Raw genomic sequence first — 24,810 nt, forward strand, 5'->3', positions numbered from 1 at the left:
AGCACTCACCACAACCCTTATTTAATTGTACCAATACGTTAGGTGCCGATTAGCTTTCGTGAGTGTCGCCCTATTGGTTTCTTTATTAGCCATGCGAAGGCCATCGTTGCACCGACACCAACAATCATATTTGCAATACCTAATAAGCCGATAATGAAAGCATCTCGATGACTTTGAATATAGTCTTGCAGGCCCATAATTAGAAAGCCAACGAAGAAAACATGGTAAAAATAAATAGAAAACGAATATTCACCAATGTTGCATATGGTTTTTGGTAGACGTGTTTCAATATTTTGAAGCCACTTTAAGAGTAGTAAACAAGCTAATATTTTTTGAATGTAGAAAAGAGTTTGTCGAGATGAATACCACCCATCTACTTTATATTCATTAATATATTGGGTAAGGATGGCTGCGCTGATCAAGGCAATAAGAGCGATTAACCACGTTTTATATTGATTGACCTTAGCCATTGTCTTTTCGTAATGACTCCCTATTATCATTCCGAAACAATATGCACCACAAAAATACACCAAACTCTGCATGCTTAGAAAATCAGGAAAGGCGCTGCGGGATATAACCAAGGGCACGCATGCAAGAAAAAACATCAGCTTTGGTGTGCGTTTATTCACAAAATCTAGCAATGGTGTCAATATGAAAAGTACTAATAAAATCGGGATGTACCAAAATTGAATAGCTGCGGTTCCGGATACTAGGTTTGTGGCGACTGTGATAATAAACGATATATCGGTTGCTGCACCATCAGCAAGATAATATTGCCAGTACACAGCTGTCGCTATTGTGCTTGCGGCAACATAGGGTAAAACAACATTTAGTATTTTACTCTTATAAAATGAAATCCACCCTTTATTCTGTAAAATTTTACTGAAAAGTAATCCCGAGATAATGGCGAAGTATAGTGTGCTGCCGTGAAACAATAGTTCAGTTGAGTAAAAAAGCGTTTTTAAACCGAGAGAATCTAAATCGCCAGTCCAAAAAATAGCAAATGACCACGCATGTGCTGCGACAATACTTAAGATCGCAATGCCTCTAAAGGCTTGTAAATGAGAAATATATGAAGACATAGACAAAAATCATCGCTCGTTAAATATACGTTATAATTATGTTACTGTTCAGGTGGTGCGATAGATACCCATTACATACGTATTCAGGGCTTATAAATTTAAACGAGGTAAATCTTACTACTCCAAATTTATCGCCAAAATGCCACCTTGAGCTTTTTGTATCTTGCCTTTTCATTTTATAACGCAGCGATTTAGTGTCTTTTAATTGCTAATCCAAACACGATGCAATAGATAATGAGTCGCTTGAGGGGTCTCACTTTGCGTCTTTCTCGCTAATGTATATTTTACCAAACCCAACAAGTGCCTATTTTTTAAGAGCGACAGAGCCTGCGAAGCAGTACATTATAATGCGTGCTTTAATTGATTTTAAAAAAGGGGATTTAATTGGATTCACTCACACAAGTGGTGCTTGGCAGTGCAGTTGCTTATGCAACATTGGGCAGTAAATTAGGTCGCAAATCTTTATTAATTGGGGCGGCGTTTGGCACTTTACCTGATTTAGATGTGCTAATTAATTTTGGTGGCGATGTTGAAAATTTTGTTTATCATCGTAGCTTTAGTCATTCTTTGTTTATACAGCTGTTATTGAGCCCCTTATTTGCGTGGCTTTTACTCAAAATGAATTGGGCTAAATGTATAACGATGACGCGTTGGTCGGCTGGCATTTTTTTAATTTTAAGTACGCATTCATTACTCGATAATTTTACCGTTTACGGTACGCAGTTGTTATGGCCGTTGTCGACATATCCTTTTAGTATTTCGAGTATATTTATTATTGACCCTGCGTATACTTTGCCTCTCGTGTTGTCTTGTATAGCGCTGTGTTTTGCACGTATGCGACCGCATGCACAACTTATAAACACGAGCGCGTTAGTCATTAGTTCGTTGTATTTAATTTGGGGCTTTGCGGCTAAATACCACATTAATAGTAAAATTTATCAGGCGCTGAATCAAAAAAATATCACATTCTCACATTTTGAAAGCATGCCGACTCCGCTTAATACTTTGCTGTGGCGCGCTGTGGCTATTACTAAGCAAGGTCATTATGAGATTTATGTATCTGTGTTTGATGAAGTTAAAAACGTTGATATTCAATTTTACCCTACAGAAAACGCGTTGCTAACTAAGCTCAATGATGCAAAGCAGATCGTGTTATTAAAACGATTTACCAAAGGGCTTTACGGTGTTTATCAGCAAAATGAACAGGTTGTTATTAGTGATTTAAGAATGGGGGTAGAGGGCAACTATGTATTTTCATTTGTGGTTGCTGAACAAAAAGATCAGCAGTTGATCCCAGGGCAATATCAGAAGCTCAGTAATCGATTGCCGCTAGATAAGCTTAAGCTGGTTTTTGCTCGTATTACAGATCCAAATATCGATTTATAAACGAGCGTGGCAGTATCCACTTTTTTAATCATGGGTTTTAGTTGGGATTGCTCACTATTACCTAAGCCTAATTTAGTCATCAGGCCCTTTGAGCGTAAATATTAAATGCTTGCGCATATCTTTTAAAATAACGCCTTTTTTAAGCATTTCGCCACTTAAGCGTTTTTGCCATTTTAATAAATTTGGCTCTGCGGCCGCTAAGGCTTGCTCGCTTTCAAACTGAAAACACAAAAGTAGTGAACTTGGAAATAAATGATATTGAACATCAAACCAGCATTGCAGCATGCCTGGGAGCTCAGCGCGGCCTAGTTCTTCTAATTTTTCAGCTGTATTAAGTACAAGTGCTTGCTGTTTTATTTGCACCGCAGAGAGTTTTTTCATTATTAAAATCCAAGTTAGCGGCTAAAAAATGCAGCCGGAATGGGGGCATTATACGCAAGCTTGTAGGCAAGCAACAACCGTAGGTTGATTTGAGTTAAACGAAACCCAACGCATAGCTAATGTAACAAACAGAGCTATAGATAAATGTGAATGTTATTCGTTGTTGGCGCATAGTTTGCCGATGCGTTGGGTGATAGCTCAATAAGCGGATTCTACCGCCAGTGCTTAAGTGTTTCGCTCAAGGTATAAAATTTTATTCAAAGTTTACTGCGTTTACAAAAGCTCTCCAAATACGCCTCTGTAATTTATGAAGCCTAAGGCTACTTTACTAACTAAGTAGTTGTTTAATAATATCCAATTTAGGATTAGTATTAGAAACTACTTAAAACAACAATAAAAGTAAGAAGCAATGCGCCCTTACTAAAGAGGTATACATGGAAGATGCATTCATAGCCGTATTTGCAAATGTCGGTGCTATCTTAATTTTAGCTTTAACATTAAAAGCATTTAATAAAGTCGATATAAATATAACGTGGTCTTTAATCTCATTAGGCATTTTTACGTGTTACGTTTTTGCTCTATTTAGAGGCGCCGAGGTAATTCCTTTGGATATATTTTTTACTGATATGTCTTGGAATTGGTCAGGAAAAATAGCTGTAATTATCCTGTGGGGGAGTGCAATCCTAGCCTTAGCGAAATATAAACATGGCTTTCGTATTGCTGATGCTGGTTTTACTTTCAAACAAAGTGAAGGTTCTTTAAAACCTGCTTTTATTGTTCTGTGCTTGTTTGTAGTTCTCCAAGTCATTGTTTCATGGTTCTGGAGTGGCGAGCCTCGCTATGATTTAGAAACATTACTTTATCAAGCAACCATGCCAGGGGTTGACGAAGAACCGATGTTTAGAGGGGTCTTACTATTTTGTATTTCCTTGGCAATAGTATCTAAGCGATACAGTTTGGCGAGCGCGCCGATAAATATAGGTGGATTACTTTTAGTTTTGTTATTTGGCTTGGTGCACGGCGTTATGTTTAGCGCTGGTGAGTGGTACTTTTCGTTTACCTCTATTTTATTAACCGGAGGTTATGGTTTTATTTTACTGTGGCTAAGAGAGCGAACGGGGAGCTTGGTATTTCCAATCCTAGCCCATAATAGTGTTAACTTTGTTGGGCAATTAATTTAGGCAATGACTAAAACCTTGTTTAAGGTTTTTTCGCCCTAGGATTACAGTGGTACAGATTGCAGTGAAAAGGAAGGTGTCTTCGCTTTCTCTGGCCCCGATTATTACGTTTGATTCCGGAGGCAATTAATTGATTTGAACGTAAACGTCATGAAATAAATTATTCATCAGTTGCTTATGTTCAGGGCATGGTGACTGGGAAGCTCGTTTTTATTTATAGTTACGCTATTCATACTTGCCACAGGGCATCAATACCTTTATGTGCTGTAAGTGAACTCCGGGATCTACTTAACTAGGGGTTCATGTTATTTATATAAAAACGCGCACTACTTGTTGATGAGTGTAATTATATGGGTAGGAGTTTTTTACAAAATTTAGTAATTTTTACTTTAATAATAAGAATGTTAGAACTGGATTTTAATTTATCTCATTGATTTAAAATAATAATTTATTTGGTTCGAGTTTTGCTCAGTAGTAAGTGTATTTTCTTAAATAAATAAAGGAGTTATTATGAGTACCGTTATTACTGGGTTATTCGAAAGTGCATCACAAGCAACACTCGCAATTTACAGATTAGAAGCTTTAGGTATTAATGAAGCTGATATTAGTATTGTAGCCAATGACTCATACGCAAAGGAAGATTTTGCTGTAGACGAAGGTACAAAAGCTGCTGAAGGCGGTATTATAGGCGCGGCTTCAGGTGGTATTCTTGCTGCAATTATTGGCGGATTTACTGCCGTAGGGACTGTAGCAACCGGTGGTACAGGCTTATTAGTTGCCGGTCCATTAGTCGCTGCATTTGCTGCTGGTGGAGCAGGCGCTGCAGTAGGTGGTACTTTAGGGGCCGCAGTTGGTGCGTTTATCCCTGAGCATGAAATTAAGTATTACGAAGATGCCATTGAAAAAGGCTCTATATTAATTGGTATTAAGTACGATAGTGACAACAAAAATGCTATTGAAGAAATACTTAATAATGCAGGCGCAAGTAACGTTTCTACAGCGTAATGCTAGCTAATTAGTTTCAAAATTAATAAAAAAGGTGAAACTTAGTTTCACCTTTTTTATGCTATTTTTTTGATTACTCATAAAATCTAACTTTAAGTAGCGCTTATAATTAAGTTATTATTTTAACTGTATTAATACCAAGCCCGAGAACACTTTGAATTATTTAGCTCACCTTTATTTAGCACAGCCTACAGCCGATTCTCACTTTGGGAACTTATTGGGCGACTTTGGTGGTAAAAGGCATGTAGAACACTTACCAAACACGGTTAAAAATGGGCTCGATAACCACTATTTAGTCGATAAATTTACCGACTCCCATCCTTTAGTTAAACACGCCAAGCAGTACTTTTCACCCGAGCGTAAGCGATTTGCTGGTGTGGCTATTGATGTGGTGTTTGATCACTTTTTAATTGTGCATTGGCAACACTTTAGCAAGCAATCTTTAAGTGAGTTTAAGTACACCAGCTACCAGCTTTTAAATCAGCGCATACCTGTTATGCCAACGCGTATGCAGCATGTTATAACAAGTATGACTAAAAACGATTGGTTTAAAGAATACGAAACCATTGATGGAATAGGGCTAGCACTTGATAATATTGCCAAGCGTATTCGTTTCACTAACACTTTTTCGGGTGCGGCTGATGATATAGCGCGTAACTACGATGAATTAGAAGCCGTGTTTCTAGCGTTTTTTCCGGAGCTAATTAAGCATGTAAGTAAGTCTGGTTTTGAAAGCACTTTAAAAAGTTAGATAAAGAGCTTTATTTAAAGTCAGTACGCATAACTATACGATGATTTGGCTGGGCGTTTTTTTGCTATTAACGACATTGAAATTGGTTGTTCAGCCGATATTTTTGAAGATGATGTTGAAACAAAAACACAAGATATACTGCTTTCTTATAGAAAATTTAAAAATTCTAGCATCACTTTTAACTATCAAACGCTTGAAGGGCTGCAAGGCACGGCTAGCAATTTAGGCGGCAATTAGTTAGGACAATTTTCTCGAAAAATACACGTTCAACTAAGTTTGAGCTATCTGGCCAACACAACTTTTATACCTTCAATAATACAAATCCAGATCTAGGTTTAAAAGATCTGGGTAGCGACATACAGCGGTGAAATTTCTTGGACTTCCGACAATAAAAAACTTATGGTCGTCCTACGCGCTTGAGAACAAACAGGCCGGCATATAGATACTTCTTTTGGTGATTTGTCAGTAATTAAGTTTTTTTAGTATTGATCACCGAAATAGTGAATTTAGCAGGAATATTATGAGTAAGAATAACGATGTACCTCAGGCTTATGTGAAGCAAGAGGAAGGCTATCGAATAAAGGCCTTAAGATTGTACCCTTGGGTATGCGGGCGCTGTGCTCGTGAGTTTGAGTACTCTAATTTACGTGAGTTAACGGTGCATCATGTTGATCACAACCACAGTAACAATCCTGAGGATGGCAGTAATTGGGAGTTATTGTGTATTTATTGCCACGATAATGAGCACAATAAATACCACGAACACATTATGTATGGCGGGTCGACTACAGAGCGAAAAGTAGAGGCTGCAACGCATTCTCCGTTTGCTGATTTAAAAGCGATGCTTAATAAATCCAAGTAGCTACTATGATTTCAACTGTTTGGATAAAAACAAGGTTGTTACATCAGCTACTTTAATAAGTGACAGTTTATCTGCATGGCTCCATGAAATTTTTGAGCCAACACTTTCACAACAAATAACACCTAGCGGTTTGTTATCAATAAAGTAGATGTAATCAAGCAAGGAGTAAATGTTTGATGGTTCAAAATAAACCTTGGTTAAGTTTTTAGTGATTTCGTGGTTTCTCGCATCTGATGCGTCTAATACTTTATGCTCTAAAATATAGTCAAAGTATGCAGGAAAGTCTTTAGCTTTTAAAACTGCATTACTTACTATCTCATTTTTTTCATCAAGGCAAATTAAGCTATTAATGGCAGTATAGTCGTGATTAAACAACCAGAGACTGACTCTGTCGGCATTTGAAATTAACTTTTTTAGCTCATTGCATATCTGTTTTAGCTTACGTTCACTCGTAATGTTTGGGTTACTAACTTTAACTGCTAAATTTTTGAGATTTGAGTTTTTTGGATTATAAACATTGAGCAAGCTATTTAAATGATCTTTATTAAATGGCTTCGTTAAATAGCCATCCATACCAATATCTAAATAATGTTCAATATCTGGTTTCATGGTGTTGGCTGTCATGGCAATAATTGGCGTTGTTTTATCTGTTTGTTGCGCTCTAATTATCTTAGTGGCTTGCACTCCATCCATCACTGGCATTTGAATGTCCATAAAAATTAAATCAACATGGTTGGCAAAAAAGTAATCAACGCATTCTTTGCCATTTTCGGTAAATATTACTTTCGCATTATGAGCTTGTAGCATTTTACTTACGACAACTTGATTTACTTTATTGTCTTCGGCAACCAAAATAGTGCACCCTTGTAAATCGGTTATTTCTTTATTTGGTTTTAATAATTCATCGAGTTCTGATGTTTCAAAGCTTTGTTGGTAAGTAAATACAGAACCTTTATCTTCTTTACTCGTGAAGTTGATTTTGCCATTCATTAAATCACTTAGCTTGGTGCAAATAGAGAGACCAAGTCCCGTGCCCCCGTACTTTCTAGATGTAGATGAATCTGCCTGATGAAACTCTTGAAATAAATTTTGCTGTGCAGCTTTACTAATACCAATACCCGTATCGATTATTTCAAATACAATATTTTGCGTGTTTAAGAGGTTCTCCTTTACAGTGACTTTAAACTCTACCTGGCCTTGTTGTGTAAATTTAATCGCATTTGAGCATAAGTTATTTAAAATTTGAGAAACTCTGACAGGGTCGCCTTTTAGGGTTGTAGCGATATTTTTATCTATAGATGGAATAAATTTTATGCCTTTATCTGTGGCTTGTTTCATTAGTGGATTAATTACATTGTTAATGACTTCGCTCAGGTTAAAGTTAATATTCTCAATATTTAACTTACCCGCTTCAATTTTTGAAAAGTCTAAAATGTCATTTACAATATTTGAGAGTATATTCGCGGAGCTTAAAATACTCTTTAAGGCGTTATCTTTTTGTATATTTGAAGTCTCTGCTAGTCCAAACTCAGCTAAATTTAAAATGCCGTGCAGCGGAGTTCTTAGCTCGTGCGACATATTTGCTAAAAATCGACCTTTTAGAGTGTTAGCTGTATCAGCTTCTTTTTTTAGTTCTTCAAGATTTTTATTATGTATTTGTTGTTGTTTTAATGCAGTGGCCAGCTTTCTGTTGTTTAACCTGAGCTCAAGTTGTGCGATAACTTCTTTGCCAAGTATTTTCAGTGCGTTAATTTGTGTTTGAGTTAGCTTTTTTGGCTGGTCGCTGATAACACATAATGTACCAATTGTGCTGCCACTAGGTGTAACTAGCGGTGTGCCCGCATAAAACCTAATGTTTGGATCGCTGGTTACTAGAGGGTTATCATAAAAACGTTCATCAAGTAGAGCGTTTTGTATTTCAAATACTTGGTCTTGCAGTATTGTATGAGAGCAAAATGCGATATCTCTTTCGGTGGAGTCTACATCGATACCATACTTTGATTTAAACCATTGCCTTTGTGGATCAACTAAGCTTATAAGTGATATGGGGGCTTCACAAATATCAGAAGCAAGTTGAGTTAAATCATCAAATACTTTTTCGGCTTCAGTATCTAATATTTCATACTCGTAAAGGGCCTTTAATCTAGATTCTTCGTCAGCTGGTATTTGTGCTTTTATCATAGTATTGCTCAATATTTATATAGATTCACTATAAGAGTAATTTAGTGATAATGACAACTTTAACATGTAAATCAGGCTAATAAATAGATTCTGTATTTTGCTACTCCATTATTACTTTTTTGAAATGTTTTTTCTATTGTGACTAATATTGGTTTTTAAACTCGTATTTTAAAATCTGCTCTAAATACTTAAAAGTAACTTTGCTAAGCTTTTTAGCTAAGTAAGCTGTTATTAAAAAGGCCGAACCCCATTTAATGGTTCGGCCTTTTCAAACTTTAGGTTAATAACAATAAAAGTTATTTTTTCTTTTCGCTTGGTGCTGGTTGGCCATAATTAGGTGAACGAGGTCCATATAACAAGCCGTTGTAAACATCTGAAGAAAGTAAGCGTGTTGAAGTCATTGCTGCGATTTCAAAGCCTTTATCGGTTACAGTTTCAGCAATTTGATTAATTGCTGCAATAACAAGCATACCTACAAGGCCACCACCGCCATTACTTTGTTGTTCAGCGGAAGAGGCTCTTGCTTTACCTTGCCACAATTGCTCGCCAGTGCGTAAATCAACTAATGAAGCAGATACAGTAACAGCAGTTTCGCTAGAAATAACAACATAGCTAGTACCGTATTCTTCAATAGTGATGTAAAGCGCAGAGTCTGCACCAAAAATCTCATGTAATTTATTTACCGGTACTTGGTGCACGTCGCTTGCAACAGTGAGGCCATTACCTTTAAAGGTTTGCTCAACTAAAGCAACAGGAAAAACATAGAAACCCGACTCAGCTATGGGCGCGACCATTTGAGTCATCACACTGTATGGTGCAATTACTTCCGGTGTATTATTTAGCGGAGGTAAAATAATAACAGAGTGAGGGTCTGCTTGTTTAAATGCTGTGTAGTCATGTGCTGGTGGAGGTGAAACACAACCAGCGAGTAATGCGACTAATGCGATCGCTGTGTATGATTTTAAATTAAGCATATTAAGCGCCTTTCGCAGATTTTAGAAGGAAGTCGATGTAATGAACTGATTCTGGGAAAAGTGATTTCTCAGTTTCGAAGTGAGTAGTACCTAATGAAGGATTACCCGTTTCAAAATACAGCATACCTAGGTGAGCATGTAGGCCAGGCGCAACATTCTTACTTTTGTTTGCGGCATCGACAATAATTTGCTCAAGCATACTAATTTGCTCTTCGGCTGTTACGTCATCTGCTTTTAAATAGGCGTATACGGCAGTGCTATAGTCGCCGTAATAGTAAATAGGTTCTTTCGTTGCGTTACAACCTGTTAGGGCTATACAAACAAATGCTAAGGTAATTAGCTTTTTCATTATTTATTGCCCCATTGGCCAGCTTCAAGACCAGTAACTAACTTGTTAACTACTTCACGAATAGCTAGGTCAAGTACTTTGCCATTTAATGTGGCATCGTATGAAGCTGTGCTACCAAAACCAATAACTTCACGTTCTGATAGGCTGTACTCACCAGCACCTTGTACTGAATAAATAACTTCTGATGTAGTAACATCCACAACATTAAGCGTTACTTTAGCATAAGCAATTTGCGATTTACCTTTACCCAATAAACCAAAAAGTTGGCGATCGCCAATAGCTTTACGGCCAAACTCTGTTACATCACCAGTTACAACAAATTTAGCACCGCTAAGAACTTGTTTTGTACCTGTTAACTTTGCTTCTTCTGCAAGGGCTGCCATATTGTCGCGATCAAGCACACTAAAGCGATTTGTTTGTTGTAAGTGGCTCATTAGTGTTGTTTTTGCTTGGCTGCCTAAACGGTCTTGGCCTGATGAAAATATACCATTTTGAAAGCTTGAACGGTTTACAAACTGACCTACGACTAGTTTGCTTTTTGTACCTGAGTAGGTTGTGTTATAGCTAGCAACAGTTGGTGTTTCTATTACTTTTGATGATGTTGTAGCACACCCAGCTAAAGACGAAGCTGTAATTGCAGCGATTACAATTGTTTTAATGTGGCTTTGGTTAATTCGCATAAATTTTTGTCCATATAGATAATTGCAGAAGTTTTTATTGATAGGCGCTTGATTTTTATACTTATAAGTCAATTACTTATTTCAAGAGTCCATTCAACTTACTTTATAAACAAAAGTCGATGTAAATACAATGTTATTTATGTTTTATGCAGGGTCAAGCAAGAATAATTAATAAATCACTCTCAATAATAAAACTAAATCATTGGTTTTTTCGGTGGTTTACAGCCTTATGGCTATAATTGATATGTAGCCACTTAATTTACATATAAAGCTGTTAGTTAAGGTTTTATTTGAGTCAACTAAAGTTTTAAAACCAATCTGCTGCAACTTGTAGTGGAGTAGGGTCGCCTTTTTTAGATACCCAAAACACTAAGGCTTGCTTTGTTGGCGATATTTTTTTAGCGCGAGGCAGGGTTAAGTCAGTTAATGATAATTGCCGCTTAGTTTGCATGTTACTTTGCTCGTAACCAATAACGACAAAGTCGTGTTTTAACTTATGGCCTGCGTTTTCGCCGCTGTGTATTTGTGTTTCTATACCAAAGCCTAACAGAGCTACATGAGCTATTAAGTTTTGGTTAGTTTTATCTTTGGTATTAACAGTATCGTATTCGAGATTAATTTTACTGTTGTTTATAGTCGCTTTTAAATTACCTAAATAAGGGATTTTAGTTATAGGTATGGCTTGTTTATAAAACCAACCTTGCCACCCGCTGCCGTTAACCATAAACCCGGGTGTTGCTACAATACGGCTTTTACCTAAGGCTTTATAGGTGCGTTGTCTTTTACTAAAAACAGCAGAGGCAAAGGGGTCTTTCCATCCTAAATAATCCCAATAAGTAACATGAAAATTAATAGGGATTAAATCAGTCCATAGCTTTTCATCATCTGTAAACGTTGAAATCCAGCGCTCTGCTGGTGGACAACTACTGCAACCTTGCGATGTGTAAAGCTCTAAAAAGGTAGTTGGATTAGCTGTGCTTGCAATGGTTACTTGCTCAGCAGCTTGGCTTTGAGAGCAAAATATTATTAACCCAGCCAATGCTGGAAAAAGCGATTGAGACAGTGTTTTAAAAGGCATGTTACTTCTCGAAAAGATTTATACTGTTTGTAGCATAAGTGATATTTGTAGATGAAGTATCACGAAATACTCACAATTAAATCACGTTTTAACCGTATATTTATCTATTAAAAACTTAATTTGAACACCCGCTCAAGCTGTGCTTTAATCATTGTTCAATTATTGAGGGACTTTACATGATTAAATTTTATTTTCACCATACGCCTAACCCAATGAAGGTGGCACTCTTTTTAGAAGAAGCAGGCTTGCCGTTTGAGCTTGTTCCTCTTGATACTTTGAAAGGTGAGCAACATACACCTGAATTTAAAGCAATTAATCCAAACGCTAAAGCACCTGCCATTGTCGATGGTGAAACGCGTGTGTTCGATTCGAATGCTATTTTAATGTACCTTTCTGAAAAATATGCAAAGCTAGAGGGTAAGGCCGATGACCGCGCTGAAATGCTGTCGTGGTTAATGTTTATCGCATCGGGTTTAGGTCCGTATTCAGGGCAAAGTGTTCACTTTAGACACATGGCGCCAGAAGGGCTTGATTACGCGGTTAATCGTTATTTACGTGAAGCGCAGCGCCATTACGAAGTACTTGATACTCATCTTGAAGGTCGTGACTTTATAGTGGGTGATACATATACCATTGCTGATGTATCTGCATGGGGTTGGATTGATAAAGCACCGGTTGTATTAGGTGAAGAGGGTTTAGCACCTTATCCTAATCTTAAACGTTGGTTTGAAAGCATTGATAGCCGCCCAGCGGTTGCACGTGCACGCGTAATTGGTACTGATATAGCCTTTAAAAAAGAGTTTGATGAAGATGCTAAAAAAGCATTTTTCCCTTCCAATTACCCTAAGCAATAACTTATAGCAAGCGAGCTTATTATGGGTTGCTAGTTAACCTGAACTCTGGATAATAAATCTACTTCAAGCAACTATTTTCAGCGCTCACTGCGTTGAATTTACTTGCAATAGGCCAGCTATTGACGCGTAAATTCGCCTTGTTTTCACTGAAAATCTCTGGCTAGAGAAAATAAATTTAAATATCATTATAATTCAGTAGGTTAGTAAGTATCTTAACCAGAATCCAGGTTGATTATCAAATTTTAATGATTTCTCTATTGTTGGACTGATTACTTAACGTGATGGTCGTTAAAAATAGTGAACTCTCAAGTTCGATAGAGTCCTCTAGTAAAAGACAAAAAATAAGTAAACGCGTATTTATTCCTGCTTTACCCCATCCTAATTTTGAGAATAAATCATCTATCAGGTTTTGCGTTATGCTTTTAACCCCAATCCAATAATCTAAGTCTTCTTCCAATTCGTGAGTGAGTTTTAATAAGGTTTGATTTAGTTTTTCTAGCGTTTCAAAATGGTTTGTACTGGCATCAAATGCTTTAACTGCTTTTTTTACATTTTTTAATGTTGTTGGAAAACGCTTTAGTGCTCTTGCAGCTTTTCCAATGGTTGTAAGGCGTTTAGCTACTCCCTTCCATGACTTATTTGCATTGGCACCATTTTGAGAATCAGGGACAAGCGCAAGATAGTCATCCCATTTATCTGTATTTTTTAAATCTTTTTTAATACGACGGAAATCAACGGTTCTACTAGAATCCCCATCTAATAAATGGTCAAACAATATACTTAGATCATTATATGATTCATCTTTTAGGGCATATAAATGCAGTATATTAAAAATAACTTTCCTTTCAAAAGGCGAACCACTTTGTAAGTAAATTAAATAACGTGCTGCATTATGATATAGCTTATCGCCATTTAGTTGTTCAAATTGTGCATAGACTTCATGCCCAGAACGCATCGTCATTGCTATGACGCTACTAGTATAAATGTTGCTGTTTTCAATACTATGTTGATAACGACTAATTGCGACTTTTATATTTTGCTCGGGAATAAGTATGGGTACATTTATTGGTAAAGAGTCGGCATGACGGTGGGTCGATAAATCAAGGGAATCAAAGAAGTCTTCAATCTCTCTTAAATTGTGCAGTTTGTTATCTTGATTTGTATATTCAAGTGAAATAGCACCATTAAACTCGGGATCTAATGCTGATTGCGCAACACCAAAGATGATTCCTAATTTTGCTTGTCTGGATTCTGAAAGCCCTGATGCAGTTCCTTTAATGGTGTAATCGTGTTTAACATATAAGTTACCATTGGCATCAACTTCAACCGTTAAGTCTCGATTAATATCGCGTACTTTACTAATATCAAAGCCAATAATGTTTAGGCCCAGCCGAGTTGAACTATTAAGTGCTGTTTCAAACCGTGTAGTGATAGGTATTAAGTTTATTGCACCCGCTCTGTTTAATGCTTGCATAAGTAATGAGGCTTTTTTCCCGTCGCCTATCGCTAAACAGCGGAATAAGGTTTGTACTTGTTTATTTTCTGGTTGGAGGATTGTTATTTTTAATTTTTGAAGTTCGAATAAACGTTGTTGTTTAATCGATTCTAAATTAAGACCAAACTTAATGTTGGCTGCTTTTTCTAATTTTTCAGTGATGTTCTTTTTAAATATCTGGTATCGATTTATTACACGATTAAAATTAGCTTCTATATTTTGATCAAAACTAGCAATCGTCTGTGCTACGTCATCGCCGAGCGAAGCGATAGGTTTTAGTTGGGAAGCTGTTTTCTCTTTTAAATCGTTAGCAAACTCATCCGCTTTCTCACGAAGTTTTTGCTGTAATATTTTTATTTTTTCAGACAGATATTTTTCTGACTTGTGCTGAGCAGCCATAAAAATAGGGTCAGCATTTGATTGCACAACACCAAATAAACTCAGTAATCTATTAATTATAGATGTTGCTAAGTCGTCTGGGGCCGCTTCTGTTGAGAGCAATGTCTTATTGAATTGCACGATTAGCTCATCATCAAGTAACTTTTTAATTACATCATCGATCTCATTTTGTCCTAGTGTGATTTCGGCTATTGGCTTGTACCATGTATCTTCATCAATTGTATGTAATATGTCATCAACCAAGATTTGGCCAGGGTTACTGTATTCCTCAAGCTTACTAACCAGTTCATTACCTTTACCAAGCAGCATTTCTATGTACTGTTTGGCGAGTGCATCCATTCCTTCAATTTCTGCTTCAAGTGCTAGTTTTAAGGTGTTTTTTGTCTGCTCTGTTTCTCTTAAAGTTAGTAATAGTTCTATTTGCTGTTGATCATTACGATATACATCAAGTTCCAAGTCACCAGCTATTTCTTGGCGCCTTGAAAGTGAGACTGCTACGGAGGCGTCTACTCCAATAAGATGCCCTTTAAGATTTGTTTTTGAAGCGAGCGATTTTCCAATTTCTAATTCGCCAGATAATATTAGAGAAGATGCCATTTTAATTGAAAATGCACGATATCCCTCTCTAGCATCACTACTAGTACGCTTGACTAATTGAGTGTTTATATCGTTCAAGTTCCAAGGGCGAACTGGTTTTTTAAACATACTCCACAGGGTTTTATAGCTAGTAGTTTCTTCATTTACTTGGTAGTACGAATCAAACTCCACACTACCTGATTTATCTAAACCGGCACCTATTTTAAAAATATTAGCAGAGGTTGATGTTGATACATTAATATCATAGGCAGCTTTTACATCTTGATTGACGAGGCAAAACCCATTTGGAAGTGTTTTGGATAAAAATGTTGGGCGCTTTGTGTCATTTAAAACAGAGATATTAAATTCACCGTAGGCACCAGCTGTTACACCAACACTAAGTTGATCAATTTTTGATTTGTGCTCTTTAGTAAATTCAAACTCTTTTTTTAATCCGTTAGTTTGTTCACCAATTGGTGTTTCAAGAACAGACCAAAGTTGAAATGCTTTATAGGCTTCTTGATAAATTTCAGAGCTTTTAATTTTTTTTATTTGTTCAGCTGAAAAAAGAACGACTATATTTTCAATGACCTTTTTTATTTCCTCGACTAGGTCATCTATATAGGGGTCTTTAATAATTCCATAAGCACTGTCAACCAAAGTAATAATATCAGAAAGCTTAGTGCTATTTGCTTCATCAATATTAAAGTACTTTTTTAAATTTGCAGTAGAGGATAGGCTTTCGAGTAAGTCGTGGGCTTTAGCTGGTGCTAAATATGAGGAAGGAACAACGCGATCAAGTGATGTTAGTGATATCATTTTAAAAATCCTTTTGATTTTAGTTTATATTTTATTGATCACCTTTTATGCGACTACATCAACTGTAACCTAGAATAAATTGCTGTTAAATAAATGGCAAGGCTATATTTTAAACAACATATTGATTGAATCATAAGTGCTTAATTTTTGGTTGTTAGTGTAACTCGAATAAACTATTTAATTAAAAGCTGCGCTTTTCACGCGAGCAAGCTCGGCGTCTACAATAAATATTCAACCCGAGTTCAGCTTTACCTGTAGGCGTACAGCTTGCTGACGCGACGCGCAAAGTTCGTAATGTTTTTTGGTTGTAAGCGTAACTAGAATAAACGATTTGATTAAAAGCTGCGCTTTCACGCGAGCAAGCTCGGCGTCTACAGTAAATATTAAACCCCGAGTTCAGCTTTACCTGTAGGCGTACAGCTTGCTGACGCGACGAGCAAAGCTCGTAATGTTTTTTGGTTGTAAGCGTAACTAGAATAAACGATTTGATTAAAAGCTGCGCTTTTCACGCGAGCAAGCTCGGCGTCTACAATAAATATTAAACCCCGAGTTCAGCTTTACCTGTAGGCGTACAGCTTGCTGACGCGACGAGCAAAGCTCGTAATGTTTTTTGGTTGTAAGTGTAACTAGAATAAACGATTTGATTAAAAGCTGCGCTTTTCACGCGAGCAAGCTCGGCGTCTACAATAAATATTAAACCCCAAGTTTAGCTTTACCTGTAGGCGTACAGCTTGCTGACGCGACGAGCAAAGCTCGTAATACTTACCTATAAACACTTATCTATAAAAGCTTTAAAAACTTGCTTGCTTAATTATCCTACTAAGCGTAAAATGCGCGCTCATTTCGGCTTTTAAACTATTAATTCCTTGCCTTAAACCGACCGGCCGAAACGGTAGAAGGCTCTATTAACCGTAAGGAATATCCATGCGTCATTACGAAATCGTATTCATGGTTCACCCAGATCAGAGTGAGCAAGTTGCTGGTATGATCGAACGTTATACTGGTTCTATCACTGAAGCTGGTGGTGTTATCCACCGTCTTGAAGATTGGGGCCGTCGTCAATTGGCTTACCCAATTAACAAGCTTCATAAAGCTCACTATGTTCTAATGAACGTTGAAGCACCAACTGAAGTAATCAGCGAGCTAGAAACTACTTTCCGCTACAACGATGCAGTGCTTCGTAACTTAGTTATCCGCACTAAAACTGCTGAAACTGAAGCGTCTCCTCTTGCAAGAGAAGAGAAGAAAGAAGCACCAGCTGCTTAATTGTTTTGAGTCCAAGCATGGCGTTTAACTGGCGGTAAATATAAATGGTTAGCCCTTTTATGAATCAGCTGGTTATATCTGGGGTAGTTTGTAAAACGCCCAAGTTTAGCCAAAGCCCAGCTGGCATCCCGCATTGTATTTTTGTTGTAGAACATAAATCGATGCAAACCGAAGCAGACCTTAACCGTAATAGTTACGTGAGGCTTCAGGTAGTTGCCAGTGGAAAGCAAATGCAACAACAGACTCAACATTTGCACGTTGGGCAGGCATTGCAAGTGAGTGGTTTTTTAAATCGCCACGAAGGTCGTAACGGCCTTAGCCAATTGGTTTTGCATGCTCAGCATATCGAAAGAATTATTTGAGGAATTAATCTCATGGCACGTTATTTCAGACGTCGTAAGTTCTGCCGCTTTAAAGCGGAAGGCGTAAAACAAATCGATTACAAAGATCTAGCTACTCTTAGAAACTATGTTACAGAAAGTGGCAAAATCGTACCTAGCCGTATCACAGGTACTAGCGCTAAATTTCAGCGCCAGCTAGCAACTGCTATTAAGCGTGCTCGCTACTTAGCCCTTCTTCCATACACTGACTTACATAAGTAAGCAGCGGATTAACAGTTTTTAAAAGGTGTAGAAACATGCAAGTTATTCTACTAGATAAGATCGCTAACCTAGGTAGCCTAGGTGAACAGGTTGTAGTTAAATCTGGTTTCGCACGTAACTTCCTTTTCCCTCAAGGTAAGGCAGTTCCTGCGACTAAAGCTAACATTGAAACGTTTGACGCTCGTCGTGCAGAACTTGAAGCGAAAATCGCTGAACAGTTAGTAGCTGCACAAGCACGCGCTGAAAAACTAGAAGCATTAGCAGAAGTTACATTAGTATCTAAAGCTGGTGACGAAGGTAAGTTATTCGGTTCAATCGGTACTCGTGACATCGCTGACGCTATCTCAGCTGTTGGTGTTGAAGTTGCTAAGTCAGAAGTTCGTTTGCCTCTAGGTACTATCCGTGAGACTGGTGAATTTGACGTATCAATTTCAGTTCACTCAGACGTAACGGCTACTATCAAAGTAATCGTAATCGCTGAAGCTTAATTTTTAATTAAGCGACAAAAGCCGTGCTATTAGCACGGCTTTTTTGTGCCTATAATTTGGCTAACTTTATTAGTTAAGGGCACTGTTAAATAATACCAATCCGCAATAATACTTAATCATGTTGCGGGGCTAAACGTGTCGCTACCTGTGTTAAAAAATTCTCATTTACGACTGCATGGATGCAGAAGGTAGAGCAATGCAGGAGCAATTGCCGAGAACAACTAAATAGCGAATTTTTTGTCTAGCTATCAACACGTTTTTCCATCCTCAAAATAGATCACTTAATTAAGCGAATTGGTATAAAGCCTCGTAAAAGTCCCTTTTTTATTCAATTATTTTTTCATTCTCCTTAAACCTTTTCGAACTGTCATTACGTCTAACTTATCAATACACTTAAATAGCAATTCAACAATAATAATTAAAAGGCGGCATCACGGATGTTACACGTTAAACCCGAACCAACGCCTTTGTGCGAAGCTGCACTCATTGAGCGAGTTAAATCGGGTGATCAAGGCGCATACACAAGGCTTTATGAGTTACATATAAAACGAGTATACGGTTTATGTTTACGCTTATTAGCAGACCAAGCACACGCCGAAGACGCCGCCCAAGAGGTATTTGTACAGGTATGGCATAAAATAGCATTGTTTGATGGGCGTTCGCAGTTTTCTACTTGGCTATATAGTGTTGCCAGTAATGTAGCGATAAGTTACCTGCGCAAGCAAAAAAACTGGTTGCAAAAAGTAGTAAGTATTGAACACAGCGGTATGGATGAGCAATCAGCTAACGACTGCAAAGGCTTAAATGGCCTCGATAAGTTAATAGTAAGGCTTCCTGAGCGCGCACGTATGGTATTTGTATTATTTGCTATTGAAGGTTACAGGCACGAGGAAATCGCGGAGCAATTAGGTATGGCTGTTGGTTCAAGTAAGTCACAATATCATCGTGCTAGGCAGTTATTACAAGAGTGGTATGAAAATGAGTAAACCAAACTTTAACGACTACTTAAATAAGTCATTAAACACGCTTGATAAAGAAATTACGCCACAAAAAGATTTATGGGCGGGGATTGAGCGAGCAATTGTTAATAATAAGCAGAGTCCAAACAGCACTATTATTTGGCCAAAACTAACAGCAATAGCTGCCTGCACATTAGCTGCTTTAATTGCTGTAAATCTAATTGTTATAGCGCCCGAGCCACAACCCGTAGTGGCTATAAGTGATTACTTTTCGGCGCAAAAAAACAGTTTGTTGGTTGAATACGAAAATAAAGAAGCATTGACCACTAACTGGCAAACGCAACTACAAGAACTGGAAGAAGCTGAGCAAGCAATAAAGCAAGCTCTTGAAAACGAACCACAAAACCAAGCGCTACTGACAATGTTAGCGCAAATATATCAACAACAACTTGATTTAATTAACAAGGTGCACGCGCCACGTTGGCAGCACATTTAGGAGTACGACATGAAAGCGATTTTATTAGGACTGAGCTTATTTCCATTGGCAGTATTTGCGGGTGAAAAAATAGATAAGCAAATAGACGTACCAAGTGGCGGCACTATTTTTATTGAAAACCAACGCGGTGATATACATATTACAGGCTGGGATAAAAACGAATTTAAAGTATCTGGCGAGCTTGATGATAAAGCACAAGGTTATGAGCTTAAAACAAGTGGCGATAAAACACAGTTTATTGTAAAAATGCCCCGTAAATCAAATTGGGGTAATAGTGGTGACGGCTCAAACCTAACTATATTTATGCCTAAAAGCAGTAGCTTAGAGTTTGCTGGCGTTAATGTATCGGTGACTGCAAAGGAGCTTAAAAACGGCGCTGAAGTTGATGTGGTTAACGGTGAAATTACGGTAAATGATATTACTGGCAACATTAAGCTCACCACTGTAAATGGTGATGTGAACGCTGAGAACTTAAACGGTAATATTCAGTTTGAAACCGTAAATGGTGAAATTAACGATAGGCAATCAAGTGGAGAGCTGCGTTTTAGCGCTGTTAATGGTGATATTAAATCAACTTCAAGCGCTAATGATGTACGCCTTGAAAACGTAAATGGCGATATAGAATTTACGCTATCGGCTATTAAAAACCTACGTATTAATACGGTAAATGGCGAAGCAGAAGTACAGATTAACGAGCTTTTAAAAGGCGGTGATGTACGTTTTGAATCAGTAAGTGGTGATGCCGACTTTTATTTCCCACAAAGTGTATCAGCAAAGTTTGAAATTAAAGCCCATGCTAATGGTAAAATCATTAATAAAGTTACTAGCGATAAAGTCAGTAAAGCTAAATATGGCCCAGCCAGTGATTTAGAGTTTAGTATTAATGGCGGTAATGCTAATGTTGAAATGGATACCATTAGTGGACGAATAGAGCTGCGTACCAAATAACACTCATTCCCCATCACGATTACAAAAAGCAGGAAAGATTTCCTGCTTTTCTATTTGCACAGCCCCTGCAAGTCGATAGAATAGAGCCATTCAATTTTACTACTGTGAAGTTATGGCCAAACCAGATAAGCAAGTCGATACTCTTAAAGTTCCTCCCCATTCAATAGAAGCTGAACAATCTGTTTTAGGTGGCTTAATGCTTGATAACCAAGCTTTTGACCGCGTAGCTGAGCTTGTTGTATCACAGGATTTTTATACCCGCACGCACAAGTTAATTTTTGAGGCGATGACGGCACTTGCTGAGATTGGCGATCCGATAGATTTAATCACTATTTCTGAAAGTTTAGAAAAAAATAATAAGCTTGCAGGCATTGGTGGTTTTGCTTACTTAGCCGAAATTGCTAAAAATACCCCAAGTGCAGCCAACATTGATGCCTACGCAAACATTGTACGAGAGCGTGCTGTTGTACGTGAAATGATTGGCGTGGCAAATGAAATTGCAGAAGCGGGTTTTAATACCGAAGGGCGTACTAGTCACGATCTACTCGATTTTGCCGAAAGCAAAGTATTTAAAATTGCCGAGCAACGTACAAAAAGTACGGAAGGCCCGCAAAGTATTCATAACATACTCGAAAAAACCGTTGATAAAATAGAAGAGCTTTATCAATCGCCACAAGATGGTGTAACGGGTGTGAGTACAGGTTATGCCGATCTTGATAAAATGACAACGGGCCTGCAGCCGTCTGACTTAATTATTGTGGCAGCGCGTCCATCTATGGGTAAAACCACCTTTGCGATGAACCTTGCAGAACATGCCGCAATGACTCAAGACAAACCCGTGCTAATTTACTCGCTAGAGATGCCTTCAGAACAAATTATGATGAGGATGTTAGCGTCTCTTGGCCGTATTAACCAAACTAAGGTACGTACAGGTCAGTTAGATGATGACGATTGGGCGCGACTTTCATCAACAATGGGCTTGTTGATGGAAAAAGGCAAAATGTATGTTGATGATGCCTCGGGCTTAACACCTACCGATGTTCGCTCTCGTGCACGTCGTATTGCGCGTGACCACGGCGGCATTAGTATGATCATGGTCGATTACTTGCAGCTAATGCGCGTACCTAGCCTTGCTGATAACCGAACACTTGAAATTGCTGAAATTTCGCGTTCACTTAAATCGCTAGCAAAAGAGCTAAAATGTCCGGTTGTTGCGCTTTCGCAGCTAAACCGTACGCTAGAGCAACGTGCCGATAAACGCCCAATTAACTCAGATTTACGTGAGTCAGGGTCGATAGAGCAGGATGCCGATTTAATCATGTTTATTTACCGTGACGAAGTTTACAACGAAGACAGTACCGATAAAGGTATTGCTGAAATTATCATAGGTAAACAACGTAACGGCCCAATTGGTAAAGTGCGTTTAACGTTCCAAGGTCAATTTTCTCGCTTTGATAATTACGCGGGACCAGCGGTAGATGACGATTACTAATGCGCTTAGCCACTGCTGAAATTAACTTAACGGCACTTGCGCATAATTTAGCGCAAGTTAAGGGCTTTGCACCTAACAGCAAAGTAATGGCGGTGCTAAAAGCAAATGCTTACGGGCATGGATTAGTAACGATTGCGCAGCATTTAAATAATGCTGACGCATTTGCTGTGGCACGTATAGATGAAGGGCTCGCCCTTCGAGCTGGGGGCTTAACAAAGCCAATTGTTTTACTAGAAGGCTTTTTTAACAAAGCCGACTTACCGATTCTGCTCGCCAACAATTTTCAAACTATTATTCACGATGAGTACCAATTAGCGGCGCTTGAAAAAGCAAAGCTAGATGCACCAATAACATGCTGGTTAAAAGTAAATACAGGTATGCATCGATTGGGTATTGCGCCAGAGCAGTTTGAAGCGTTTTATAACCGCTTACAAAAAACACCTAACGCTAAAAATTCCGTTAATTTAATGACCCACTTTTCGTGTGCTGATGATGTTGATAATGCTAAAACGGTTCAGCAAATTACGTTGTTTGATAATTTAGTGAATGGCATTGACCAAGCGCATTGTTTATCAAATTCTGCTGGTATTATTGCCTGGCCGAGCGGTCATGGCGACTGGGTACGTCCTGGGCTTATGCTCTATGGTGTATCGCCAATGGCAAATAGCATTGGGCAGCAACACAAATTAAAACCAGTTATGCGCTTAACTACGCGCGTAATTGCAGTGCGTGATGTGCCTGCTAATGAGGCTGTTGGATATGGTGGTCGTTGGAAAAGCGATAAACCAACCAAGTTAGCTGTTGTGGCTATGGGTTATGGCGATGGTTATCCTCGGCATGCTAAAGAGGGGACGCCAGTTATAATTGGTAAGCAGCGTTATGGTATTGTAGGTAGTGTAGCTATGGACATGATTAGCGTTGATATAGGGGCTAATGAGAACAATATTAAAGTAGGAGACAGAGTCACTATGTGGGGCCCTGATCTACCCGTTGAAGAAATAGCATTGTGCGCTGGTACCATTCCTTACGAGCTATTATGCAATATTACACCGCGCGTAAGTTATGAGTATCAGCGTTAATACAGCTATAAGCGATACTTACTCTTTTATAAAGTAAATGTCGCTAAAGCCCATACGGGCAAATTCTTGGTCGCGAAAGTTACGCACAGAAGCAGACCCTTTTGAGGTCATTTCTATTTGGCGTACCATGCTTAAGTAATTTGTTAAATCAATACCTTCGGCGGCAGCAATTGCTTGATACATGTCGTGGTATTTATCTTTTGCGAAGTTAATTTCGCGCGGTTGGTTTTTAAACGTATACGTTATTCTACGTGCCATAATAAGCTCAGTTAAATTGAGTGTTAGTATAATTTTACACTGTATTGAACTGGCATTGAATGATTTGTTTAAATCAAATAATTAAAAAGTAGAGTTTAAAATGAAATTATCAGTAGAGATCAGTAAATATCCACTTCACCAAGATTACATTCCGTTTATTAAAGGCTTTATCGACCGCTTAAACGAATACGAAAATTTAAAAGTGATTACTAATACGTTATCAACGCAAATTTTTGGTGATTATGATTTAGTAATGCAGGTGTTAAGTACCGAAATTAAGCGCTCATATGAAGAATTTGGTAAAGCTATTTTTGTATGTAAGTTTCTCTCTGGCGACTTATCGCCTGAATAATCTATAATACCAACCTGCATAAATCTTTGATCAATTTAACGAATTAAATTGCACTATAACGTCGTTAAAAATTTTTTATTTAGAACAACTAGATACAAAAATTTTTGCCTAGTTCTAGCGTGATTTTCTTAACGTTAAATAGACCCCGTATATAAGCAGATTGGTATAACAATCGGCACAACTGAACGGTGATTGCATAGTATGGACTTTTTAACACAAACCTTAAGTGGTTTTACAGCGATGTCGCATTGGGAATACATAGCGGTGGGGCTGTCGATGGCGTACTTATTATTGGCAATAAAAGAAAGCTTATGGTGTTGGCCTGCAGCATTTTTTAGCACACTCATTTATACAATAATGTACTGGAATGGTGCATTGTTAATGGAGTCATTACTTAATTTTTATTATATGTATATGGCTGTATTTGGGTGGGTTGTATGGCGAAAAGGCAAAGCTGAAAATCTAAATATTACGTCTTGGTCGATGAACCGTCATGCTGTTTTAATCAGTTTAACAACCTTCGCTGCAATAGTTATTGGCTACGTTATGCAAAACTATACTCATGCCGACTTTGCTTATCTTGATAGCTTTACAACATGTTTTGCAGTAGTAACTACTTACTTAGTTGCTAAAAAAGTCCTCGAAAACTGGCTGTACTGGATTGTAATAGATGCCGCTTCTATGTATCTATACTACGAAAAAGGCTATTACCCAACGCTAGCACTCTTTATATTTTATACCATTATGGCAGCGTGGGGCTTCAAAACCTGGTACGAAGAGTACGAACAAAGCCAAGCTAAGCCTTTAGCGCAGCTTTAAT

27 protein-coding genes are annotated in these 24,810 nt (G+C 38.0%); 18 read left to right on the plus strand and 9 right to left on the minus strand.

Going from position 1 to position 24,810, the window contains the following annotated elements; translation table 11 throughout:
* Positions 1 to 38 precede the first annotated feature (38 nt).
* Positions 39 to 1,082: an acyltransferase family protein gene (locus D172_RS03830; RefSeq protein WP_007378457.1), complete on the minus strand. Its 1,044-nt coding sequence runs from the start codon at positions 1,080 to 1,082 to the stop codon at positions 39 to 41.
* A 384-nt stretch (positions 1,083 to 1,466) separates the two neighbouring features.
* Between D172_RS03830 and D172_RS03835 the strand changes: the two genes are divergently transcribed.
* Positions 1,467 to 2,468: a metal-dependent hydrolase gene (locus tag D172_RS03835; RefSeq protein WP_007378458.1), complete on the plus strand. Its 1,002-nt coding sequence runs from the start codon at positions 1,467 to 1,469 to the stop codon at positions 2,466 to 2,468.
* A 72-nt stretch (positions 2,469 to 2,540) separates the two neighbouring features.
* Here the strand turns inward: D172_RS03835 and D172_RS03840 are convergent, their stop codons facing one another.
* Positions 2,541 to 2,849: a hypothetical protein gene (locus D172_RS03840; RefSeq protein ID WP_007378459.1), complete on the minus strand. Its 309-nt coding sequence runs from the start codon at positions 2,847 to 2,849 to the stop codon at positions 2,541 to 2,543.
* A 434-nt stretch (positions 2,850 to 3,283) separates the two neighbouring features.
* Here D172_RS03840 and D172_RS03845 point away from each other — a divergent pair, with 434 nt between their 5' ends.
* The 5 genes from D172_RS03845 (at position 3,284) to D172_RS03865 (ending at position 6,645) form a co-directional block, all read left to right on the plus strand.
* A complete protein-coding gene (locus D172_RS03845; protein WP_007378460.1) occupies positions 3,284 to 4,030 on the plus strand; it encodes a type II CAAX prenyl endopeptidase Rce1 family protein in 747 nt (248 codons plus the stop codon).
* A gap of 507 nt (positions 4,031 to 4,537) precedes the next feature.
* Positions 4,538 to 5,032, plus strand: a complete 495-nt coding sequence (locus D172_RS03850; protein ID WP_007378461.1) for a hypothetical protein — start codon at positions 4,538 to 4,540, stop codon at positions 5,030 to 5,032.
* A gap of 154 nt (positions 5,033 to 5,186) precedes the next feature.
* Complete coding sequence (locus D172_RS03855) at positions 5,187 to 5,783, plus strand: ACP phosphodiesterase (protein WP_007378462.1); 597 nt, start codon at positions 5,187 to 5,189, stop codon at positions 5,781 to 5,783.
* A 45-nt stretch (positions 5,784 to 5,828) separates the two neighbouring features.
* Positions 5,829 to 6,020, plus strand: a complete 192-nt coding sequence (locus D172_RS03860; protein WP_007378463.1) for a hypothetical protein — start codon at positions 5,829 to 5,831, stop codon at positions 6,018 to 6,020.
* 283 nt (positions 6,021 to 6,303) lie between these two features.
* Entirely contained in the window at positions 6,304 to 6,645 is a 342-nt protein-coding gene (locus tag D172_RS03865; protein ID WP_007378464.1) for a YajD family HNH nuclease, read from the plus strand.
* A gap of 3 nt (positions 6,646 to 6,648) precedes the next feature.
* Here the strand turns inward: D172_RS03865 and D172_RS03870 are convergent, their stop codons facing one another.
* The 5 genes from D172_RS03870 to D172_RS03890 form a co-directional block, all read right to left on the minus strand.
* A complete protein-coding gene (locus D172_RS03870) occupies positions 6,649 to 8,826 on the minus strand; it encodes a GAF domain-containing hybrid sensor histidine kinase/response regulator (protein ID WP_007378465.1) in 2,178 nt (725 codons plus the stop codon).
* A 296-nt stretch (positions 8,827 to 9,122) separates the two neighbouring features.
* Positions 9,123 to 9,800, minus strand: a complete 678-nt coding sequence (locus D172_RS03875) for a DUF799 domain-containing protein (RefSeq protein WP_007378466.1) — start codon at positions 9,798 to 9,800, stop codon at positions 9,123 to 9,125.
* A gap of 1 nt (position 9,801) precedes the next feature.
* Positions 9,802 to 10,149: a DUF4810 domain-containing protein gene (locus D172_RS03880; protein ID WP_007378467.1), complete on the minus strand. Its 348-nt coding sequence runs from the start codon at positions 10,147 to 10,149 to the stop codon at positions 9,802 to 9,804.
* On the minus strand, positions 10,149 to 10,829 hold the full coding sequence (locus D172_RS03885) for a CsgG/HfaB family protein (RefSeq protein ID WP_007378468.1): 681 nt from the start codon (positions 10,827 to 10,829) through the stop codon (positions 10,149 to 10,151). Before D172_RS03885 ends, D172_RS03880 begins: the two co-directional genes overlap by 1 nt.
* Before the next feature lie 307 nt (positions 10,830 to 11,136).
* Positions 11,137 to 11,907, minus strand: a complete 771-nt coding sequence (locus D172_RS03890) for a DUF1223 domain-containing protein (protein ID WP_007378469.1) — start codon at positions 11,905 to 11,907, stop codon at positions 11,137 to 11,139.
* A gap of 176 nt (positions 11,908 to 12,083) precedes the next feature.
* Here D172_RS03890 and D172_RS03895 point away from each other — a divergent pair, with 176 nt between their 5' ends.
* Positions 12,084 to 12,761, plus strand: a complete 678-nt coding sequence (locus tag D172_RS03895; RefSeq protein ID WP_007378470.1) for a glutathione S-transferase family protein — start codon at positions 12,084 to 12,086, stop codon at positions 12,759 to 12,761.
* Positions 12,762 to 12,996: 235 nt separating this feature from the next.
* On the opposite strand, the gene D172_RS03900 is transcribed toward D172_RS03895, so the two are convergent.
* A complete protein-coding gene (locus tag D172_RS03900; RefSeq protein ID WP_007378471.1) occupies positions 12,997 to 16,050 on the minus strand; it encodes a hypothetical protein in 3,054 nt (1,017 codons plus the stop codon).
* A 924-nt stretch (positions 16,051 to 16,974) separates the two neighbouring features.
* Between D172_RS03900 and rpsF the strand changes: the two genes are divergently transcribed.
* The 9 genes from rpsF to alr all read left to right on the plus strand — a co-directional run bounded on the left by rpsF (position 16,975) and on the right by alr (position 23,380).
* Positions 16,975 to 17,316, plus strand: a complete 342-nt coding sequence (gene rpsF, locus D172_RS03905; RefSeq protein WP_007378473.1) for a 30S ribosomal protein S6 — start codon at positions 16,975 to 16,977, stop codon at positions 17,314 to 17,316.
* A 44-nt stretch (positions 17,317 to 17,360) separates the two neighbouring features.
* Positions 17,361 to 17,678: a primosomal replication protein N gene (gene priB, locus D172_RS03910; RefSeq protein ID WP_033015549.1), complete on the plus strand. Its 318-nt coding sequence runs from the start codon at positions 17,361 to 17,363 to the stop codon at positions 17,676 to 17,678.
* A 12-nt stretch (positions 17,679 to 17,690) separates the two neighbouring features.
* A complete protein-coding gene (gene rpsR / locus D172_RS03915) occupies positions 17,691 to 17,918 on the plus strand; it encodes a 30S ribosomal protein S18 (protein WP_007378475.1) in 228 nt (75 codons plus the stop codon).
* Between the two features lie 35 nt (positions 17,919 to 17,953).
* Positions 17,954 to 18,406: a 50S ribosomal protein L9 gene (rplI, locus tag D172_RS03920; protein WP_002962755.1), complete on the plus strand. Its 453-nt coding sequence runs from the start codon at positions 17,954 to 17,956 to the stop codon at positions 18,404 to 18,406.
* A gap of 437 nt (positions 18,407 to 18,843) precedes the next feature.
* Positions 18,844 to 19,392 (plus strand): RNA polymerase sigma factor, encoded by a 549-nt coding sequence (locus D172_RS03925; protein WP_007378476.1) that lies wholly within the window; start codon positions 18,844 to 18,846, stop codon positions 19,390 to 19,392.
* The gene (locus tag D172_RS03930) at positions 19,379 to 19,861 is read left to right on the plus strand and encodes a hypothetical protein (RefSeq protein WP_007378477.1); all 483 of its coding nucleotides are present in this window, start codon (positions 19,379 to 19,381) and stop codon (positions 19,859 to 19,861) included. The genes D172_RS03925 and D172_RS03930 overlap by 14 nt, the downstream gene beginning before the upstream one ends.
* A gap of 9 nt (positions 19,862 to 19,870) precedes the next feature.
* Complete coding sequence (locus tag D172_RS03935) at positions 19,871 to 20,809, plus strand: DUF4097 family beta strand repeat-containing protein (RefSeq protein WP_007378478.1); 939 nt, start codon at positions 19,871 to 19,873, stop codon at positions 20,807 to 20,809.
* Positions 20,810 to 20,921: 112 nt separating this feature from the next.
* Entirely contained in the window at positions 20,922 to 22,301 is a 1,380-nt protein-coding gene (dnaB, locus tag D172_RS03940) for a replicative DNA helicase (RefSeq protein WP_002963050.1), read from the plus strand.
* The gene (alr, locus tag D172_RS03945) at positions 22,301 to 23,380 is read left to right on the plus strand and encodes an alanine racemase (protein WP_007378479.1); all 1,080 of its coding nucleotides are present in this window, start codon (positions 22,301 to 22,303) and stop codon (positions 23,378 to 23,380) included. The genes dnaB and alr overlap by 1 nt, the downstream gene beginning before the upstream one ends.
* A gap of 18 nt (positions 23,381 to 23,398) precedes the next feature.
* On the opposite strand, the gene D172_RS03950 is transcribed toward alr, so the two are convergent.
* The gene (locus tag D172_RS03950) at positions 23,399 to 23,638 is read right to left on the minus strand and encodes a DUF2960 domain-containing protein (RefSeq protein WP_007378480.1); all 240 of its coding nucleotides are present in this window, start codon (positions 23,636 to 23,638) and stop codon (positions 23,399 to 23,401) included.
* Positions 23,639 to 23,738: 100 nt separating this feature from the next.
* Between D172_RS03950 and D172_RS03955 the strand changes: the two genes are divergently transcribed.
* Both D172_RS03955 and pnuC read left to right on the plus strand, forming a co-directional pair.
* Positions 23,739 to 23,990 carry a hypothetical protein gene (locus D172_RS03955; RefSeq protein WP_007378481.1) on the plus strand — a complete coding sequence of 84 codons (252 nt, stop codon included), beginning with the start codon at positions 23,739 to 23,741 and terminating at the stop codon, positions 23,988 to 23,990.
* Between the two features lie 201 nt (positions 23,991 to 24,191).
* Positions 24,192 to 24,809, plus strand: coding sequence for a nicotinamide riboside transporter PnuC (gene pnuC / locus D172_RS03960; RefSeq protein WP_007378482.1), 618 nt, complete (start codon positions 24,192 to 24,194; stop codon positions 24,807 to 24,809).
* The last annotated feature ends 1 nt before the right edge of the window (position 24,810 follow it).

Source organism: Pseudoalteromonas sp. Bsw20308 (assembly GCF_000310105.2).
In the GTDB taxonomy this organism is placed as follows: domain Bacteria; phylum Pseudomonadota; class Gammaproteobacteria; order Enterobacterales; family Alteromonadaceae; genus Pseudoalteromonas; species Pseudoalteromonas fuliginea.